Here is a 17,625-nt window from a genome sequence, read left to right on the forward strand (position 1 = left end):
CTTGCAGCCGCCGGAGCTTCGTCGGTCTGAGTCCACAGTCGCGCGACCAGCTGATACTCTTCCGTCCCGGGAGTTATGCATGCTGCCACCGGAATGCCCATACACGTCATCGAAAAAAACCGGTGTAGCCGCATGGTGCGTCACTTGAAAAGTGCCCCTTTGTTCCTTCCAAGCACGCCTCGTCCGGACGGGCTGAATTGACTCTGTAAGAACATTGCTTAGCAAAAGTTGCGGTAATGGAGTCTGCGAACGATGTTGGAGCGAAGACACGATAAGCGATTTTCGTGGCGTCATGACTAGCCAGCCGATGAACGACCTCAAACCTGCGCTGTGTATAGCAGGTCTGTGCTCGACACGTCGTCGACTTGGTTGCGCAGGATAGCGGAATAATCGTACGCATTATGGCCTGCGGCGTAATTTCATATTCATTGGATTCCCTGTTGAATGTTTGCGCGAAGTATTCATATCCGTTGTCCGTCGTTGTAACATCCGATACAACGCAAAGCGAAAATGGAGTGAGCATTCCAGAAGAAATGCTTAGCGTATTGCGGATAATTCCTTGCGCAACCGCAAAGCTGACATTGTAGAACTCGCTGAGACACTTCCAGCATATGATAACATCATATTTGCGTCGTTCACTGTGGGCAACGGACGAAAAATCACGAACGAAGCCGTCGAGATCAAAGGGAAGAGGTTGATGCCGCAGATCTGTTTTCAGATCAAAAGGCAGATCTTCTCGGATGGCGTCGAGTATCAGATTTTGTTTAGCGAGGGCATCTTGATTAAAATCCATGGAGGTCACTTCGACGGGGGTCCTGCATTGGCATTGCCCCCAATCTTTGAGAGCTAGGAGCGTTCCAACAACAGCCGCACCCGTTCCCGATCCGATATCCAGGACGCGAATGCTATCCTTCTGACGAAAAGCCGCTGCGATAATCGGGATCGAAAGCAGCTCGGAGAAGATATTCCAGCTTTCAATAACGCTCTTGGGAAAATAAGTGCCAAGGTAGATACGGTTATAATCCGAGTCTCCGTTGAAATTGATACGGGCACCCCGCCGTAACTGCGCGTAGACGGCCCCCATTGTCTTGAGCTGTTCATCGATAAAACATGGGAGGGTCTTATGTTGTTGGATGACAGGTATCGGCTCGCCAGAAAATTCTTCCGCAAACCTGTTCAGCAGCGCGCCGGGGGCCAGTGAGCAGGCTTCTTCATGTAGCGACTCGACGATACGCGATCTTAATTCGATGCGTTTGCGCTCTAGACCTTTTTCCGAAAGATCAAAAATTTCTTGAACCGAACGATCGGCTAAAATCGGATAGCGCAGGAAGTCTGACTCGTTTTGGAAACGCGCTGCGATCTCGGGGCGAATGGTGATACCCGCGGCGAACGGCTCAAGTATGGAATCGATAGCATACTCCTGAAGCAGGTCTTCGCATTTAGCTCTCTCTTTTACGTTGCCGTGATTCCACGCGCCCTGAAGCAAACCAAGAATGCGATCGAAGCGACGGAGATAATCCCGACGCGCGTCAGTGATGTGCTTATACTCGACAAGTGCCTCACCTCGGTCACGCAAGGAACCGGATGGAAGGAGATTGCTCACATTGAGTATCAGCGCGTAACAACGCGATCTCTCGAATAGAGAAAGAAAAAAGATCAGCAGCGCAATCACAGAATCAGGCGGTCGTTCTCCCGAGCGAATCGCTTGCCCTGAAGGAGAATTCTCGAAGGTGAGAAACGCGTCTTCGTAGTCAAGATAGCGGCAATTGTCATGCAGCTCCTGCCACGTCAGCCCGTAGAACAACGGGCGGATCTCATGAAACTGAGCCTGCAATAATACGTCGCAGGCAGCGAGCGAGCCGCAACGACGCAGCGCGATTTGAAGTTCCTGAAGCGTCATTCAGAGCTGTCCTTGGATATCTTTTTCAAGAGCTTTGCCCAACACATCGAGGTCGGGAGTGATTGTTCTGTTTCTAATTAATTCGATCAGCTTAGTCTTAGCGACTCTGTAGCTAATAGGTGGTTCCCCGCCGTCGATCCTAATCACGACATCCTCTAAAAACCGAACCAAGTGCAAGAAAAGATATTTTCCGGTCTCGCTGTCTTGATCGACGGATTCACGGTTCCATGCTGCAAGCCGCTCGAATACTTTCTCGATAGGTGAGATTTCGTGTCGGCTGCCTTTATCGTCGTTCCACTCGCCCACTAACGCTGGAATTCCATCCATGCAGCGAGGATCACTGTCAGGGACGGGTTGCGGAATTTCATATCGTGGGATGCGCATCTCGCGATAAAAATACGATAAATCGCGCATCAAAGCGCTCGACTGTGTTGTTTCTGTTTCGTTGTGCGTGGCGAGATTGCCATAAATAGCGTTCGAGTCCAAGTTAACTGCTTGAAATGCCCGCTGATATAGCGACTCGATGAGTTCGCGCTCGAACTTTGTTACGAGATGAAACTTTATGTCAGGACGCTTTTCGATAATTGAATCAAGCGATGGATGCAGCGAATAGAGGCTCGTTTCACGGGCATTCAGCATGGTATAACCATAGTATGATCCGAGCGCAGCAAGGACTGCGTATCTGTGCTCAGGGCTGTGCCAATCTTCGTGTAATCGCTGTTTGACCGTCTGGTGATCATTCGACGAACGTTGGGAATATTGATACAGAGCAGCCAGAATCGCAGCCTCAATCGGAAGCACCGTTTCTTGGAGCTTTTGAACCGAAGCCCGATAGTCCCCCTTAAAAAGCGACGCGAATGCCTGCTGCAAATCCGCAGTGTTTCCGCAACTTTTGTAGATTTTGTTTGCAAGTTCGCGCGCTACATCTTTTTCAATATAAGTCTGAGATTTCGCCAGTTTGATAATCGAGTCTAGGGTTGGCCGCGACGGCGTCTCTATCAAGTCAAGCAAGGCAAGCAGAAAGGGAAACGAAGCCGAGCGATCGACAGGGTCCAAATCGGAATGGTCAAGAATGATCTTGCAAATCTCGATATACTTGTCCGGATAGTCTGCATAATATCCTGATTTCTTAGAAACATAACGGTCGGCATTACGCCAGAACGCCATTACTCCAAGGTAACGATCAAATCTCGATATTCCTTTTTGGATTGCAGGATCTACCTCGACTGTTTGCAAGTTGCCAACGACTTTGTTTTCACGATGCTCGGCCGAGGGTTCTTTTGCGATACTGAAAAGATGCCGGGGCACGGGTAAATCCGGCGTTATCCATCCGTTTATGTAGCGATCAAGATCGCCTGCTATGGCGGGAATCTCGATGCCAACCAGACGCGAAATGGGTAGCGGTATGGAAAGTCGCAACATACTCGGCGAACTTTCGGCCCCCTGTATTTTTTCAAGCCGTAATCTGACCCGCAGGAGCACCTGATGCTTGAGTAATGGTTGCGAGATACTATAAAACGTCAAACAATCGCGTGTCTGGCAGTCATCAAAATCCGCATTGGCCCCCGCCTTATCATAGATGGCGGGATAGATGAGCCCATGGATCAGGAAAACCTGTGCGCGGTATTTGTCGACCGGCATGAAATAATCCTGGAACGACTGACGCTCGGCCTCTATCGTCGCCTCGGGGCTGTCCAATTCGCGAATTTCGGGTTGGTTTGTTTTCGCACTATACTCTTCGTATATATTTTCTCCCCCGAAAAGGTCGGATTCTATCGAGCACGCTATTTGACGGATAAGTTTATCTTCGATTGCCTTCTTTATGCCTATTAGATTTTTTTCCTGCTCCCGAATGCAGCGCTTGGAATTTTCCGGTATGTACCTTACTCCGGGTTTCAAAATTTCGAATTGTTCGCCGTCATGCTCGAATCGCTCGGGCTTTTCCATGAATTGCTCCTGTCGCAGATCAGAAAGGACTGTCACGTTCGAAAATCAAAGGCCTGGCGGTTAGGATTTCCGCATCATAGGTATCCGGCTCGCAATGGTGACGAATCGGGTCGTAATATGGATGCTGAAGATCACGATAAATAATGAGTCGGCCTCTGGCACGGGTACAGGCGACATACCATGCCTTCTCGATTTTATTGGAGAAATTGATCCGCGGAATCACCACCGTGTCGAACTCCATTCCCTTGGCAGACTTGAATGTTGTAACCACGTACCGTTCCAGGTCAGCAGGTACCGGCGCGCCATGATGATACTTAGTGGCTGGAAAGCCCATCTCCGTCACGAGATCGTAGATGCCATCCACAGACTCGCAGGGATCCACAGCCTTGAGCGGACGCGGACCGCGTGGAGTGAGGATTGCAACATTCCCGTCCGCATTATCGAGAACGATGCGAAGATGCTCATTGCGGCGGTCAAGATCCTGAAAGGCAATGACCGATGGCTTCGGCCCTCTGCGGTCATTTGATCGCTCCAAGCGCGCAAGGATCGCTTCGTCCCAGGCAATCAGATTAGTCTTGGGTATAAACTGACGTGAGAAGCGATAGGTTTCGTAGGTATTGCGGAAATTTCTATGTAGTGAAAAACGCCGATAGGGTTCAAAACTCGTGCGCAGAGCACCCTGGATGTCGTCGGCCTCGGCACCATGCTCGTAAACCTGTTGGGCATTGTCGGCGCCGACGACGCACCGCGCGAAATATCGTGGGATTGCTTCGTATACGCACAATGGGAGATCCTGGCCCTCATCGATCAGGATTTCGGTTGTCTGCCCGCTTGTTAGACCCGAGCGATCGAGGCGTTCGATCATCTGTTGAGCAGTTGGCGGGTCATCGGTGCGAAAATCAGAATGGGTCAGAGGGCAGTACCATTTGTGGAACGTGCTCACGTTTGACGGTGCAACCTGTTGCGCCTGTACCAGATTACGGATCGCGAGAACCAGCAAATTTTGATAGGTAACAAATCGGACATCCAGCCCCTGACTAAGCAGGCGTACAAGACGATAAATCGAGACCGTTGTCTTGCCGCTGCCCGGGCATCCGGTGATCAGGGCGCTGCGAAAGTCGTCATCGTCGATCATCCGAAGCATTGCGAGACCATCGGGCGTCGCACGCATTTCTTCTAATGAAGGCAAGTGAAATTCAAAAGGCATTTTATTGCTTCTTTGACGTGTCAGCTATCGTATTCCGTCATTGAGAGTGCATCGCCTTTCAATCAGAGCGGTCGGTGCTCAAGTGCCTCAGGCGAACAAATCAGGTTGAAAGGGAATGCTTATCGAAGATGAACGGCTTGCGGCCTTAGCGGGTGGAGCGCAATGGTTTCCAAGTAATGATTCCGATTCGGGGTTGTGCGAGGCATGGTTTTTTTCTGCTGCCGCAAAACTCTGCGTTGCGTAACAGTAGGCGCAGCCGAACAGGCAAGATTCGTACATGCCGATGTCGCGACTTTCGACACAGCCGCAGGCGCTACGTTGTCCTTTGTCTTTGGCATGAGTGACATCAATTTCGAACAGGGTTCGGATGAGATCGTCGTCGATGCATTTACCCGGCTGGATGCCTGCTGCCAATAATTCGATCTCTTCGGCGCAGGATTGAATCGTAAGCTCATTGTTCCGGGCTATCCCTGCTAGGTTTCTAAATAGAGGAAGATCAAGTTCAGTCTGGTAAGGGCGATACCGAAAAGACGGCTGCGTTTTTCCCAACTGATCCATGCGACGGGCGGCCTTGTCATAGGGATCGACGATACTCACAACGACCCGCTTGGTCGCACCGCTCAGTCGTTCGGCGATGTAGGAGAAATTCTGGAGATGGAAATCATGGTCTGTCGTTTGCGACAGGAGGATTGGATCATAGCGCCAAATCAGACGTTCTGCCCCGATGCGGTCGGCGAGGCACCGGAAGCCATCGATTGCCTTCTCTAGTGATGGCGAGTTGGGGTCAATGGCCTTCGGATTGTTGATCAGGGTATACTGAAAATAGAAACGGCAGCCGAGTTGCTCCAGTTCGTCGAGGTGCTTGATGAAGGGTTTTGCCCAGCGGGTCCAGAAAACAAAAATCGTCTCCCGCGGATTCAGTTCGACACGCGAGATCTGCTTGCTGTTAAACGGATTCGGTACCGCGCACCAGCCGGCGCGAACGCGATTCGTGAGCCAAGTCCCGTAGAACGCGGGGATATCGGTACGGCGGCTTGCGCTGATGACACGGATCTTCATATTACGTTTTCGCTCAACTGATGGGATCTGGTTTCCGGCAAGGCGGCGCGCATGCCGGCTTACGGGGACATGCTTTATGCCCTGAGACAACAGACAGTCATCTAAAGAACTTGGCAGGCAAGAGTAGGCGATCGGGTATCCCCGGCAACGAGATGAACCCGAAATGCTGATAGAAGGCCGCCGCTGGCTCGTCTTTGGCATCGACGATCATGCCGACGACCGCCAAGACTGCGCTGGCGCTCGCCACCTTCCGGCAGGCATCGGCGAGCAGGATCGATCCCAGGCCCTTCCCTTGAAAAGCCGTAGCAACCGCCAGTCGACCAAGCAAGGCCACGGGCACCGGATACCGGGGTAGCTTGTGCGCCAGGTCTGCCGGAAGGTCTGAACAGTTGACGCTGCCGGCGCTCAACGCAAAGAATCCCGCCAGACGGCGCGTATCGTCATCGGGCGTGGCGATGAAGACCCGCGCGACGCCCCGTCTTACATCCTGCGACGCGAAACGACGGACATAGTCATCGAGGGTGGCCTGCCCGCACTGAAAGGCCCCGGCATCGACCGCCCCATCCAGCGGACGGATACGGTAGCCGGTCATTGCCGGACTTGTTCGGCATGACGGTCGAAGGCACGGGCCAAAGCCGCGTTGGGCTCGACAGGGCCATCAAGGGCGGCCAGAAAGGCTTTAAAATCCATGGCGGTCAGGGTCATCGACTCATTCGCCTGCACGACTTCCTCGGCCGAAGCCAAGGCGTGGGACAGCACGAAGTCGGACACACTGGTCTGGGCGTAGGCGGCTGCCTTGTCGAGTAATTGCCGCGCACGGGAGTCGCAGCGGATGTTGAGGCGGCCGTCTTTGGTCGTGGTGGTACTCATGCGAGACTCCAGAGAGTGAATCTTGAAAAATTGTACTCCAGTTGTCTGCACGCTGCCACGCCTTGGCCGAGCGGGTCCCTGATCGCGATCCGGCGGTGCTGGAGACCGATCGGGGCGCGGCGTTAGAGTGCGTCAAGTTGACCGTGCTGAAAGAGGAGAAGGCCCAGCGTGTGTCTCCTCCGGTTCAGGGCTAAGCGCTGATGATCGACAGCGCGTCTTGTTTCAGTTCATCCATCGTGAGTGGTGCTGCGAGCTCGGCCTCGTCGTGTCGGCCCTCGAACGTCTCCAGGGAGGCTTGGCGCAGCGCGGAGGGCATGACCTCGTCGATGGCCTCGGCGAGCTCGGCGTCGTCCAGGTAGGCGCCACCGGAGTGGCGGCGTTTGTTAACGCGGCGGATCGCGTCGGACGCATTGCGGATCGAGACTTGCTGCAACTCTTTATCCAGAAATTCATAACCCTGCGACCAGTCGATGCCGGCGTGGGCGGACGGGAAGAGCAGCGCGAGGAACTGCGGCAGATAGCGCTCAAGCGCCTCTTTCCAGGGAGAGTCATAGTCGTCGCTGGGGTTTTCGGTCACCGTTCGGACTCTGGGTGGGGGGATCTTTGCCGGTTGTGCGTGATCATGCGTCGCTATGTCTTGGACGGCAACTGTTGGTGGATGTTTACTTCGTGCCTGTTATAGCCTTCGGACGTGATAACCGGACCTAGTGGCGGGTTTCAAACCCGCCCCTGCACAAAGGTCTGTCTGGATATCAGGTGCGAACGCTATAACTACTCAGGTACCCCGGGCAAACCCCAGCCTCCGGCTACTCGAAGCGCGGCTGAGGCGGGGAGCTCTGGAAGGTCAGGGTGAGGGCTAAGCGCCTATGATCGACAGCGCGTCTTGTTTCAGTTCATCCATTTTGAGTTGCGCCGCGAGCTCGGCCTCGTCGTGTCGGCCCTCGAAGGCCTCCAGGGAGGCGTGGCGTAGTGCGGAGGGCAGGACCTCGTCGATGGCCTCGGCGAGCTCCGCGTCGTCCAGGTAGGCGCCGCCGGAGCGGCGGCGTTTGTTGACGCGGCGGATCGCGTCGGACGCATTGCGGATCGAGACGTCCCAGGAGCGGGTCGTTCGGTGCTCCACCCGCTGTTTGATGAGGTGCAGGAGCAGGACCTGGAGATAACTCTCGATCTTCTGGATCTTGTCGTCACGGCTCATCTCGTCCAGTTCCCCGATCAGGACCAGGGCCTCGGCATAGCGGCCGTGTTCGATGTGTTCACGCAGTTGCAGCAGTTCGTCCATCGCGTCCCCCGCCGAATCGCCGGGAAATCCGGCGACAGTATGCGCAGATCTTAGGCGATTGCCGGAATATCCTATAGCAGATCGCGAAGGATTTTCGTCTTCCTAAGCGGTTCGACGTGCTGCGCGATGCGCATGGCCACGCTTGGCGCGGTCGACATTTCTGTCGAGCCCGATCGTCTTCGTCGAGGTCCAGGCTTGGCGAAAAACCATAAGTGATAGAAATAAATTAGTATTTTTTGTGGTACGGATCGTGCTTAGAGGCTCATGACAGCATCTCGCTGCATCCCACGAGGACTCTGTGATGAACCTGAAGTACCGTCTGCTCCCGCTCGCCCTGACCGCCGTCCTGGCCGCCGCGCCCGCTCTGGGTGCCGGTCCACGCGGCACCCGCCCGGTTCTGCCGAGTGTTGACGCCGCCGAAGCCGCGTCCTTGACCTTTATGCGCGAGGAGGAAAAGGTGGCGCGTGACACCTACCTGGCCATGGAGGCCCGGTGGGATGCGCTGCCGTTCGCGAACATCGCCCAATCCGAGCAACAGCATATGGATGCGGTGAAGGCCGCGCTGGCCAAGTATGCACTGCCCGATCCGGTTAACCCGGACGTTCCCGGCAGCTTCATCGACCCCAACTTGCAGCAAATGTACGATGATCTGCTCGCCCGCGGTGAGACCTCCTACCTCGATGCATTGCGCGTCGGCGGGTTGATCGAGGAGGTCGACATTGAGGATGTCCAACACGCCATGGACGCGACTGATAACGCGGATCTCAAGACGATGTACGGCAATTTGCTGCGCGGTTCACGCAACCATTTGCGCGCCTTCGCCGCCGCGATCGAAGCCCTGGGCGCGGTCTACCAAGCGCAGCATCTGGACCAGGCGACCGTGGACGCGATCATCGACAGCCCGATGGAGCGCGGCGGCATCGCGGGCGCGCCGGCAACCGACCGGGTGCTGGCGGCGCTCGCTGATCGCGAAACCATGGAGCGCGGCGGCGCCGGCCAGGGGAGCGGTCAGGGCAGCAAAGGTAAAGGCAAGGGGACTTGCTCCTGACGCGTAGGCGTTTTGCGGCAGCCGAGTGGTCGTTTGCTGCGCATGCATTGGTGACGAACTGTTATAGCCTTCGGACGTGATAACCGGACGTAGGGGGCGGGTTTTAAACCCGCCACTACACGAAGGTCTGTCTGGATATCAGGTGCGAACGCTATATCACCCCTCGGGCCGCCGAAGACCAAACTTGCCCATCTTGTAACGCAGCACCCGTTCGCTGATACCGAGCACCTCGGCGGCACGAGTCTGTACCCAGTCGGTCTGGTTCAACGCCGCGATCAGCAGGTCGCGCTCCAGACCGTCCAGCCGTTCCTGCAGCGGGCCCGGCTCGGTCCCCTCCGCTTGGCGGACCTCATCGGGCAGGTCCGCCGGCTGCAAGCGGCTGCCGCGCGCCAGGGTGAGGCTGCGTTGAATGATGTGCTTGAGCTCGCGCACGTTGCCTGGGTACTGGTAGCGCACCAGCAGGTCCAGCGTTTCCGGCGCAAACTGCATGGGGCGGCGCGCATACCGGGTGACGAAGTGGTCGATCAGCGCCGGGATATCCGCGCGTCGCTGCCGCAACGGCGGCACGGTGATGTCCAGGACATTGAGCCGAAAATAGAGGTCTTCGCGAAAGGCGCCGGACTTGGCCATCGCCTGGAGATCACGGTTGGTCGCGGCCACCACGCGGGCGTTCACGGCGATGTCGTGCTCGCCGCCGACCCGGCTGATGCGCTGCTCTTGGAGGGCGCGCAGGAGCTTGGACTGGAGCGCCAAGGGGAGTTCCCCGACCTCGTCCAGAAACAGGGTGCCGCCCGTGGCCTGCTCGAAGCGTCCCCGATGGTTGCGGTCGGCGCCGGTGAAGGCGCCTTTTTCGTGTCCGAACAACTCACTCTCGAACAGGTTCTCCGGGATCGCAGCGCAATTGACCTCGACGAAGGGCGCCGTGGGCGTCGGTCCGAGCAGGTGGATAAGGCGGGCGATGAGGTCCTTGCCGGTGCCGGTCTCGCCTTGAATCAGGACGCTCCAGGGGCTGTCCGCCACCCGCCGGACCAGCGACAGGGTGTCCTGCATCGCGGGGCTGGAGCCGATGATTTCCAGCGGCAGGGGGCTTGATTCCAGTGCCTCGGTCACTCCGGCCACGTCCTCGGCCACGGCAAGGTCCAGTTCGATCTGCTGGATCTTCTGCCGCAGCGCCATCAGGTCCACTGGCTTCTCCAGGAAATCGTCCGCGCCCAGCTTCATCACGTTGACGGCGGTCTCCACCGCGCCATAGGCGGTGATCATGATGGCGCGGATCAGCGGATTGCCGGCCTTCATGCGCGCCAGCACCTGGTCACCGTTCAGTCCGGGCATGCGATGGTCCAGCAAGGCGAGTTGGACGCATTCGCGGCGAAACAGGGTCAGCGCTTCCTCTCCGTCAGCGGCGGCCAGCACCCGATGGCCCTGTTTTTCGAGAAAACCCGCCAGCAGTTCACGCTGCATCGGGTCGTCGTCGGCAATCAGAATATTCATTTTGATCGGATACTACCTTCGTCGGATGAACGCGACGGCAGCGTGAGATGCACGCGCAGTCGACCGGGCCGCGGCACCTCCAGCGTGAGGCTGCCGCCGTGGGCGAGGATGATGCGCCGGGAGATGGCGAGTCCCAGTCCGGTGCCCGCGGCCTTGGTGGTAAACCAGGGCTCCAGGAGACGCTCCAGGTCTTGGGTCGGGACCGTTAAACCATCATTGGCCAGCGCCAGATGGGCGCCGTCGGGGTCGGACCAGATCTGTATCTCCAGCACACCGCCGCCTTGAGCCTCGAGCGCGTTGCGCAGCAGATTGTCGAGCACCTGCCGCAACAGGTCAGGGTCGCCCAGGGCCCAGGTGGCGGGGTTCAGCGTGAGTTCGAGTTGGAGCCCGGCCGCCGCGATCCGCTGCCGGTAGAGGCTCAGTTGATCGGCGAGCAGCGCGTCCAGCGCGATCCGCTCCTGCCGCGGCCGCAGCGGTCGCGCATAGTCCAGCAGGCCGATGACGGTGCCGTTGGTGCGCCGCACCGCGGCCAGCACCAGGTCGACCAGCCGACGGTGTTCGGCGCTCAGTTCGTCCGCCTCCAGTTGCAGGCGCTGGAGACCCATCGCCATGGCGTTCAACGGATTGCGGATCTCATGGGCGATGGCGGCGGCGGCCCGACCCAGGCCGGCCTCCTCGCGTTGCCGCGACAGTTGGCGTTCATAGTCAAGGCGCTGGCGCTCGTGGGTGCGCTGGTGGCGGATCAGCACCCAGGTTCCGATCCCCCCGGCCAGTGCCAAGACCACCACAAACCAGAGGAACTCCCACCACAGACGCCCGCGTCTGGTCAACAGCGGTCCGGCGTCCAGTTCCAGCATCAGCCGCGCCCCGGCGACCGGGGCGCTGGCTTGGGCGACGATAGTCCCGTCGGGGCGACGGGACATGAGGACTGGGGGTGGTTCGACCGCGGCGACCGGCGTCGCCGCATCGTGCGGCTCGCCTTCCAGGCGCACCGCGACCACGCCGGGCAGGTTCGCGACCGACGCCAGCGCCTGAGGCAGTCCGACGGCCGCTTCCAGCGCCTCGGTCTGGCGACTGTCCATGCCGACCAGCACACAGCCGCCACCCAGGTCAGGCGCGACACCGAGCATGAGTGTGTGCGCCTCGGCCAGGCGGATCAACCGGTCCAGGCGGGTGCAGTCCAGCGTCTCACCTGGCTGCCAATCCTCCGGGCCCTGAATCGTCGTACCGTCAGCGCGGACGATGCGGATCACGGACAATCCGGCCTGGTCGGCGAAGGCACTCAGTTCATCTGGTCGAAAGGGTGCGATCTCGTCGAGATAGTCGACGAAACGGGCTGAGTTACCGAGAAAACGCGTGAGAATGGCGGCGGTGACGTCCTCCGCGACCAGAGCGCCGCGGGCGTGCAGGATGACGGCATCGGCCAGCAGATGGGCGCGTACTCCGGCATCGTCGAGAAAGACGTGTTGGGCCTGTCGGGTTTGAATAAAAAACCAGCCCAGCACCAGGGCGAACAGGAGTCCAAACACCAGCAGATGGCCCAACCAGGGGGGCGGCAGGCGACGGCGATTGGGTTCAGCGTCCACCACGTCCTCCGCCGAGGCCGCGTTGCGCGCCGTGCATCAGCCGTGCGCGCACTCCGGTGCGGTCGCGCTCGATCCCTTCGCGTTCGAGCGGGACCAGCCGCGCATTCGTCCAGGGGTCCAGGGTGCCAGGCGCTGCCCCAGGCCAAAGCCGGACCCGTTGACCGACCGTGATCCCGGGTGGCAGACCCGCCTCCCCAAGCGGGACGACCACTGGTCCGGTCGCGTCGCCTTGGGGTTCGTCCAGGGTCAAGGTCACCCGATCGGGCGCAATGGATAAGACCCGCGCCAGCACCGGGTCCGGTGCGCCGGCGGCGGGCATGACGACGGCCACCGTTGCGAACCAGAGACCCAGCGCGGCTTGCCGCATCAGCGTGCGGCTAGAAGGACCAGGCGAAGCCACATTGGGTCACCTGTTGTCGAAACGCGCGCGTCGCGACCGTGGAGCGGCTGTCGATCCAATCGAGACTGCAAAACAGCTCGCCTTGGTGGACCGTGCGCCGCAGAGTCAGGCCGGCGGCAAGTTCGTTATCAACCCGTTCCTGTTGCTGCGGTGCCCGGTCATAGGCGGTGCGTGACCAGCCAAGACCCAGTTCCAGAGACCAATCGACCCGTGGTTCGGCGCGTAGCAGGAACCCGGCGCCGCTGCGCAGATAGGCATCGACAGGGACCGGTGAGCTGCACCGGGCGATGGCGAAGGATAGGACGCTTGACAGCGTCGGCGACCAGGCGTGGGTGGCATCGACGCCAACTCCGGACAGCAGGTCGGTACGGCGTACCGCCAGGCCGCCGCGTGCCCGCCCGGACTGGCCCGATGTCGGGACGCTGGGTCCGGACCCGGGCCGTCCGGCCCAGGGTAGCGATGGATAAATGTAAGCGAGTTGGCGGACTTCAGCAGTAACGTTGAGCGAGTCGCGGGCGGTCAGAATCCGCTCATAGCGAAGCGTCAGCGCCGCCTCATTACGCGCATCCGCCGGCACCAACGCATCTCGGTAGGCGGCCCCCGCTGCCGATACGGTCAGAACACCGCTGTCGCCGGGCCATGCACCAGACCAATCGGCGTTCAGGGCGAAGCGGTAATTGTCGTTGGCCGCCTCGTAGTCGGTATAGAAACCGCTCGCCCCGAGACTGACATCGGCCCCGCCCAACCCGATCGGCTGCACTGCCGCGAAGACATAGCGCGCAAAGGCCAGCCCGGTTGCCTCATGGCTTTGCGCGGGGTTCGAGTCGTAGCCGGCGGATACGTCGCCCTCCAGCGCTCCGCTCAGTGGAGCGGCCAGGATCGGCCCGGCCGCGAGCAGCGCCAGCGGCAAGGCGCGGCGTCGCGCATGCGTGCGCCGGGCGGCGTTTCGGTTGGATTGCGCGCGCTGCGGCACGTGAGTCCGTGTCGCTTAGCGGGCGGCTATCGACGGGGCCGAATCGTTTCGACTGCACTCACAAACGATCAGCAGGCGCCGTTTCGGGTTCTTGCTTGGGGCACGACGCGCCGCGCCTCGGTGTCGGCCGCGGCGTTTATTCTCCATCTGCTGGGGGTAGTGCTGCAATCTACGGGTTCGCAAAGTGGGAGAAGCAATGTAACATTTTAATATTAAAAGCTTTTCGTGTCAATGACGCTGTTGCCCGATGAACCCTAGGGTCCGCTGTGCGGACCGTCCACGACCGGACGGAACCCTGCGCAAGGTGATTTCCGCGAAAGGTCCAACCCGTAGGAGCCCGCTTGCGGGCGACGGGTGGGGGCAGAATGACGCGATTCCGGCAGGTCACGTCGCCCGCAAGCGGGCTCCTACGAAGTGCGGGCGGCCGCGACGGGCCTCGTCAACGTCCGAAGCGTCGCCCGCGGTGATCGCGGCCGGGCCGTGACGCGCCCGACGCGCTAAGATGGCCAGGCCCCCGTCGCGGGTGGTCGAATGTATTCTCCGTCGTCCGTCACTGATCGCGCATCCACATGGCCCTCTCGCTCAACAAGCCCAAGCTCGACAATCTCGCCTCCGATATCTGGAAGTCCGCCGAGCGCCTGCGGGGTAAATTCAAGTCCTACGAATACCAGAGCGTCATCCTGCCCATCATCGTCATCCGCCGGCTGGAATGCGTACTGATCGACTGGCGCAAGCAGAAGTCCGCCGAGGTGCGCACGAATCGTCCCAACCTGACTGCGGACGAAGTCGCCAAGTGGGTCAAGGGGCTGGAGCTGAACCCCAAGCAATGCCCGTTCTCCAATCGCACAGACTGGACCCTACGCTCGGTCTACGAGGAAGACCATGCCCTGCTGAAGGACAACTTCCTCTCCTACATCAATGGTTTCTCGCGCAACGTCGATGACATCATCGAGCACTTCAATTACCGCGACACCATCGGTCTGATGGTCAAGAACAACCGGCTCGCCCCGATCCTCAACCAGTATAAGGAACTGGCCCTGGGCCCCGACCAACTCTCCGGGCTGGAGATGGGCTACATCTACGAGGAACTGCTGCGACGCTTCTCGGAGCAGAGCGGCGACGAGGCGGGGGAGCACTTCACGCCCCGCGAGGTCATCCGCCTGATGGTCGAGTTGCTCGATATCCCCATCCCGGACCGGCACCTGTCCATCTACGACCCCGCCAGCGGCACCGGCGGCATGTTGTCCGTGGCGAAGGAGCACCTGCTGGAGCGCGCCGAGACCCCGGAGGAACGGGCGCGGGTCGAGCAATTCGTCACCGTTCACGGCCAGGAGTTGTCACCCACCAACTACGCCGTCTGCCAGGCCGACCTGCTCATCAAGAACGACCGGCAGGCGACCGTCCACCTCGGTAACTCCCTGATCTCGGACGACCCCTACAGCAGAGAGCCCGGCGACCAATGGCCGGAGACCAAGTGGCGCTTCCACCGGATGCTGAGCAACCCGCCCTTCGGCGTCACCTGGGGCGGCAAGGACGGTTACGAGAAGGAGGCCCGCAAGCTGGAGCGGACGCGCTACCAGGCCGGGATGCCGCGCGTGAACGACGGCGCCCTGCTGTTCTTGCAGACCATGCTGGCCAAGATGGCCCCCGTCGCGCAGGGCGGCAGCCGCATCGCCATCATCTTCAATGGCTCGCCGCTCTCCAATGGCGATTGCGGGAGCGGGGAGAGCGAGATCCGCCGCTGGATTCTGGAGCACGATTGGCTCGACGCGATCGTCATGCTGCCCGACCAGCTCTTCTACAACACCGGCATCTTCACCTACGTCTGGCTGCTGCGCAACGACAAGCCCTTGAGCCACCAGGGCCGAGTGATGCTCATCGACGCCCGCCGGCAGTTCGAGAAAGAGCCGAAGTCATTCGGCAACAAACGCAACCGCATCACCGACACCCATCGCGCCTGGATCGAGGCGCGCTACCGCGACGGCTGGGCCGAGGGCTACGCCGATGAGCAAGTCAAGATCTTTGCGCGCGAGTCGTTCGCCTATCACAAGGTCAGTGTCGTCTTCTGGCAGACCGATGAACACGACCAGCCCGCCATCGTCACCGAGCCCTACCAGAAGACCTTCAGCGCCGCCAACCTCAAGAAAGAACAGGAGTTCCACGCCAGCGACCTGAGCTTTCGCGTGCGGCTGATGGTGAAGGGCGAGGAGAAGACCGTTGCGTTCACCGTTACATCCAAGGACAACGCCGCCAAGAAGTTCAAGGAGGCACTGGCCGGCGCGGACGAGACGCTCGCGGTCGAATGGACCCACCGGCACTATGTGCAGGACGACGAATACATCCCGCATGGCGAGGACATCGCCGCCTTTCTCACGCGCGAGATCGCCAAGCCGATCATCCGTTGGGAGGAGACGAGGAAGGACGGCAAGCCCATCCTCGGCTACGAGATTTTGCCGAACAAGTATTTCTACCGCTACCAGCCGCCCAGGCCCGCGAAAGAGTTGCTGGCGGAGTTTTGGAGGCTGGAGAAAGATGCCGAGAAGATGCTGGAGGGCCTTACTCAATGAAAATGCCGACGGATACCAACCTGACGAGCGATGCCGACTACCGGCGGTTCATAGAAGAACTGAAGGCGCGCGTCGCGAACGCCCGCATTTCCGCGGCAAGGAAGGTCAATCACGAACTGATCATGCTTTATTGGGATATCGGGCGCCGAATCGTCGAGAAACAGCAGGAGCTGGGTTGGGGCGAGTCCGTTGTTGAGTTGGTGGCCCAGGATCTCCAGACGGCATTTCCGGGAACCACCGGCTTTTCGTCCTTCAACCTCTGGCGGATGCGGCAACTCTATCTCGAGTATAGGTCGCCCGAATTTCTGGCACAGGCTGTGCCAGAAATCAAAGGTCCTGATCAAGACAAGCCGGAGCGGACGGGCGCGGAAACCGCCGGGCAACTCGTCGTCAGCGACCAGGATCACTTACTGGCACAGCTTGTGCCAGACTTGCTTGGTCCAGTTCCTTGGGGGCATCATGTTGAAATAATGAAGAAAATCAAGTCACCCGCCGCCCGTATCTGGTACCTGCGTGCGACCGCGCAATTCGGCTGGTCACGCAATGTCTTGCTCAATCAGATCAAGGCCAGCGCCTATGAACGGGCGGTAACGGAGAAGAAGACCCACAACTTCCCGCTTGCCCTGCCGGAATATCTGGCGGAACAGGCCGATGAAATGATGAAGAGTGCTTACAATCTGGAGTTTCTCGACATCCGCCGCCCGGTCAGAGAACGCGAACTGGAAGACCGTCTCATTGCCCGTTTGCAGGCGTTCCTGCTCGAACTCGGTTATGGCTTTTGTTTCGTGGGGCGCCAATACCGACTGACGCTGGGCGAAAAGGAATATTTCATTGATTTGCTCTTCTATCACCGCTTCCTCAAGGCGCTGGTCGCCTTTGAATTGAAGGTCGGCGCATTCGAGCCAGAACACGCGGGGAAGATGGATTTTTACCTGAATTTGCTTAACGACAAGGAGCGCGGGCCCGGGGATCAGTCCTCGATCGGGATCATCCTCTGCGCCGAAAAGGATGACGTGGAGGTCGAGTATGCGCTGCGCACCAAGGCCAATCCCATCGGCGTCGCGGTCTATGAATTGCAGTCGAAACTGCCGGGTGAGTTTAGCGGGAAACTGCCTACCGCTAAACAACTTGCCGATATGGTCCGGGTGGAAATAGAGGCTGGAAAATGAAGGCCTTGATCATCGTTCCGGCCAGCCGAGGCACCGGCCGGCTGGAGTCCAAGGCTTCAGCCTTGGATCGGCAGGCCAAGGCTGAAGCCTTGGACTCCAAATGAGCAGCGCTGGCCGGAACGATGATCA

The 17,625-nt window shown here is 59.2% G+C and carries 15 protein-coding genes; 3 read left to right on the top strand and 12 right to left on the bottom strand.

The window, feature by feature from the left end:
- Window positions 1-106: 106 nt before the first annotated feature.
- From QZY03_RS23205 to QZY03_RS23240, 8 genes are all read right to left on the bottom strand, one after another.
- Window positions 107-1,900 (bottom strand): hypothetical protein, encoded by a 1,794-nt coding sequence (locus QZY03_RS23205; protein WP_295585025.1) that lies wholly within the window; start codon window positions 1,898-1,900, stop codon window positions 107-109.
- On the bottom strand, window positions 1,901-3,847 hold the full coding sequence (locus QZY03_RS23210; RefSeq protein WP_295585027.1) for a hypothetical protein: 1,947 nt from the start codon (window positions 3,845-3,847) through the stop codon (window positions 1,901-1,903).
- A gap of 19 nt (window positions 3,848-3,866) precedes the next feature.
- Window positions 3,867-5,054: a hypothetical protein gene (locus QZY03_RS23215; protein WP_295585029.1), complete on the bottom strand. Its 1,188-nt coding sequence runs from the start codon at window positions 5,052-5,054 to the stop codon at window positions 3,867-3,869.
- Between the two features lie 87 nt (window positions 5,055-5,141).
- Entirely contained in the window at window positions 5,142-6,113 is a 972-nt protein-coding gene (locus QZY03_RS23220) for a DUF1848 domain-containing protein (RefSeq protein ID WP_295585031.1), read from the bottom strand.
- Between the two features lie 97 nt (window positions 6,114-6,210).
- Complete coding sequence (locus QZY03_RS23225) at window positions 6,211-6,705, bottom strand: GNAT family N-acetyltransferase (protein ID WP_295585033.1); 495 nt, start codon at window positions 6,703-6,705, stop codon at window positions 6,211-6,213.
- The gene (locus QZY03_RS23230) at window positions 6,702-6,983 is read right to left on the bottom strand and encodes a DUF1778 domain-containing protein (protein ID WP_295585035.1); all 282 of its coding nucleotides are present in this window, start codon (window positions 6,981-6,983) and stop codon (window positions 6,702-6,704) included. Before QZY03_RS23230 ends, QZY03_RS23225 begins: the two co-directional genes overlap by 4 nt.
- A gap of 190 nt (window positions 6,984-7,173) precedes the next feature.
- Window positions 7,174-7,560: a hypothetical protein gene (locus QZY03_RS23235; RefSeq protein WP_295585054.1), complete on the bottom strand. Its 387-nt coding sequence runs from the start codon at window positions 7,558-7,560 to the stop codon at window positions 7,174-7,176.
- A gap of 279 nt (window positions 7,561-7,839) precedes the next feature.
- Window positions 7,840-8,262: a DUF29 family protein gene (locus QZY03_RS23240; RefSeq protein WP_295585037.1), complete on the bottom strand. Its 423-nt coding sequence runs from the start codon at window positions 8,260-8,262 to the stop codon at window positions 7,840-7,842.
- Window positions 8,263-8,563: 301 nt separating this feature from the next.
- Here QZY03_RS23240 and QZY03_RS23245 point away from each other — a divergent pair, with 301 nt between their 5' ends.
- Window positions 8,564-9,310, top strand: a complete 747-nt coding sequence (locus QZY03_RS23245) for a DUF2202 domain-containing protein (protein ID WP_295585038.1) — start codon at window positions 8,564-8,566, stop codon at window positions 9,308-9,310.
- Between the two features lie 156 nt (window positions 9,311-9,466).
- On the opposite strand, the gene QZY03_RS23250 is transcribed toward QZY03_RS23245, so the two are convergent.
- The 4 genes from QZY03_RS23250 to QZY03_RS23265 are packed head-to-tail and all read right to left on the bottom strand — an operon-like array spanning window position 9,467 to window position 13,760.
- Complete coding sequence (locus QZY03_RS23250; protein ID WP_295585040.1) at window positions 9,467-10,801, bottom strand: sigma-54 dependent transcriptional regulator; 1,335 nt, start codon at window positions 10,799-10,801, stop codon at window positions 9,467-9,469.
- Window positions 10,798-12,387, bottom strand: a complete 1,590-nt coding sequence (locus QZY03_RS23255; protein ID WP_295585042.1) for an ATP-binding protein — start codon at window positions 12,385-12,387, stop codon at window positions 10,798-10,800. The genes QZY03_RS23250 and QZY03_RS23255 overlap by 4 nt, the downstream gene beginning before the upstream one ends.
- Window positions 12,377-12,754, bottom strand: a complete 378-nt coding sequence (locus tag QZY03_RS23260; RefSeq protein ID WP_295585044.1) for a hypothetical protein — start codon at window positions 12,752-12,754, stop codon at window positions 12,377-12,379. The genes QZY03_RS23255 and QZY03_RS23260 overlap by 11 nt, the downstream gene beginning before the upstream one ends.
- 10 nt (window positions 12,755-12,764) lie before the next feature.
- Window positions 12,765-13,760 carry a hypothetical protein gene (locus QZY03_RS23265; protein WP_295585046.1) on the bottom strand — a complete coding sequence of 332 codons (996 nt, stop codon included), beginning with the start codon at window positions 13,758-13,760 and terminating at the stop codon, window positions 12,765-12,767.
- 569 nt (window positions 13,761-14,329) lie between these two features.
- Between QZY03_RS23265 and QZY03_RS23270 the strand changes: the two genes are divergently transcribed.
- Window positions 14,330-16,327: a class I SAM-dependent DNA methyltransferase gene (locus QZY03_RS23270; RefSeq protein ID WP_295585048.1), complete on the top strand. Its 1,998-nt coding sequence runs from the start codon at window positions 14,330-14,332 to the stop codon at window positions 16,325-16,327.
- The gene (locus tag QZY03_RS23275; protein WP_295585050.1) at window positions 16,324-17,496 is read left to right on the top strand and encodes a PDDEXK nuclease domain-containing protein; all 1,173 of its coding nucleotides are present in this window, start codon (window positions 16,324-16,326) and stop codon (window positions 17,494-17,496) included. The genes QZY03_RS23270 and QZY03_RS23275 overlap by 4 nt, the downstream gene beginning before the upstream one ends.
- Window positions 17,497-17,625 lie beyond the last annotated feature (129 nt).

Source organism: uncultured Lamprocystis sp., assembly GCF_903933125.1.
GTDB lineage: Bacteria > Pseudomonadota > Gammaproteobacteria > Chromatiales > Chromatiaceae > Thiodictyon.

Bases quoted from the DNA above. Each gene is read 5' to 3' on its own strand.
- QZY03_RS23275 (WP_295585050.1), top strand. From the start codon at position 16,324: ATGAAAATGCCGACGGATACCAACCTGACGAGCGATGCCGACTACCGG.
- QZY03_RS23260 (WP_295585044.1), bottom strand. From the start codon at position 12,754: ATGCGGCAAGCCGCGCTGGGTCTCTGGTTCGCAACGGTGGCCGTCGTC.
- QZY03_RS23220 (WP_295585031.1), bottom strand. From the start codon at position 6,113: ATGAAGATCCGTGTCATCAGCGCAAGCCGCCGTACCGATATCCCCGCG.
- QZY03_RS23205 (WP_295585025.1), bottom strand. From the start codon at position 1,900: ATGACGCTTCAGGAACTTCAAATCGCGCTGCGTCGTTGCGGCTCGCTC.
- QZY03_RS23245 (WP_295585038.1), top strand. From the start codon at position 8,564: ATGAACCTGAAGTACCGTCTGCTCCCGCTCGCCCTGACCGCCGTCCTG.
- QZY03_RS23215 (WP_295585029.1), bottom strand. From the start codon at position 5,054: ATGCCTTTTGAATTTCACTTGCCTTCATTAGAAGAAATGCGTGCGACG.
- QZY03_RS23210 (WP_295585027.1), bottom strand. From the start codon at position 3,847: ATGGAAAAGCCCGAGCGATTCGAGCATGACGGCGAACAATTCGAAATT.
- QZY03_RS23225 (WP_295585033.1), bottom strand. From the start codon at position 6,705: ATGACCGGCTACCGTATCCGTCCGCTGGATGGGGCGGTCGATGCCGGG.
- QZY03_RS23270 (WP_295585048.1), top strand. From the start codon at position 14,330: ATGGCCCTCTCGCTCAACAAGCCCAAGCTCGACAATCTCGCCTCCGAT.
- QZY03_RS23240 (WP_295585037.1), bottom strand. From the start codon at position 8,262: ATGGACGAACTGCTGCAACTGCGTGAACACATCGAACACGGCCGCTAT.
- QZY03_RS23250 (WP_295585040.1), bottom strand. From the start codon at position 10,801: ATGAATATTCTGATTGCCGACGACGACCCGATGCAGCGTGAACTGCTG.
- QZY03_RS23230 (WP_295585035.1), bottom strand. From the start codon at position 6,983: ATGAGTACCACCACGACCAAAGACGGCCGCCTCAACATCCGCTGCGAC.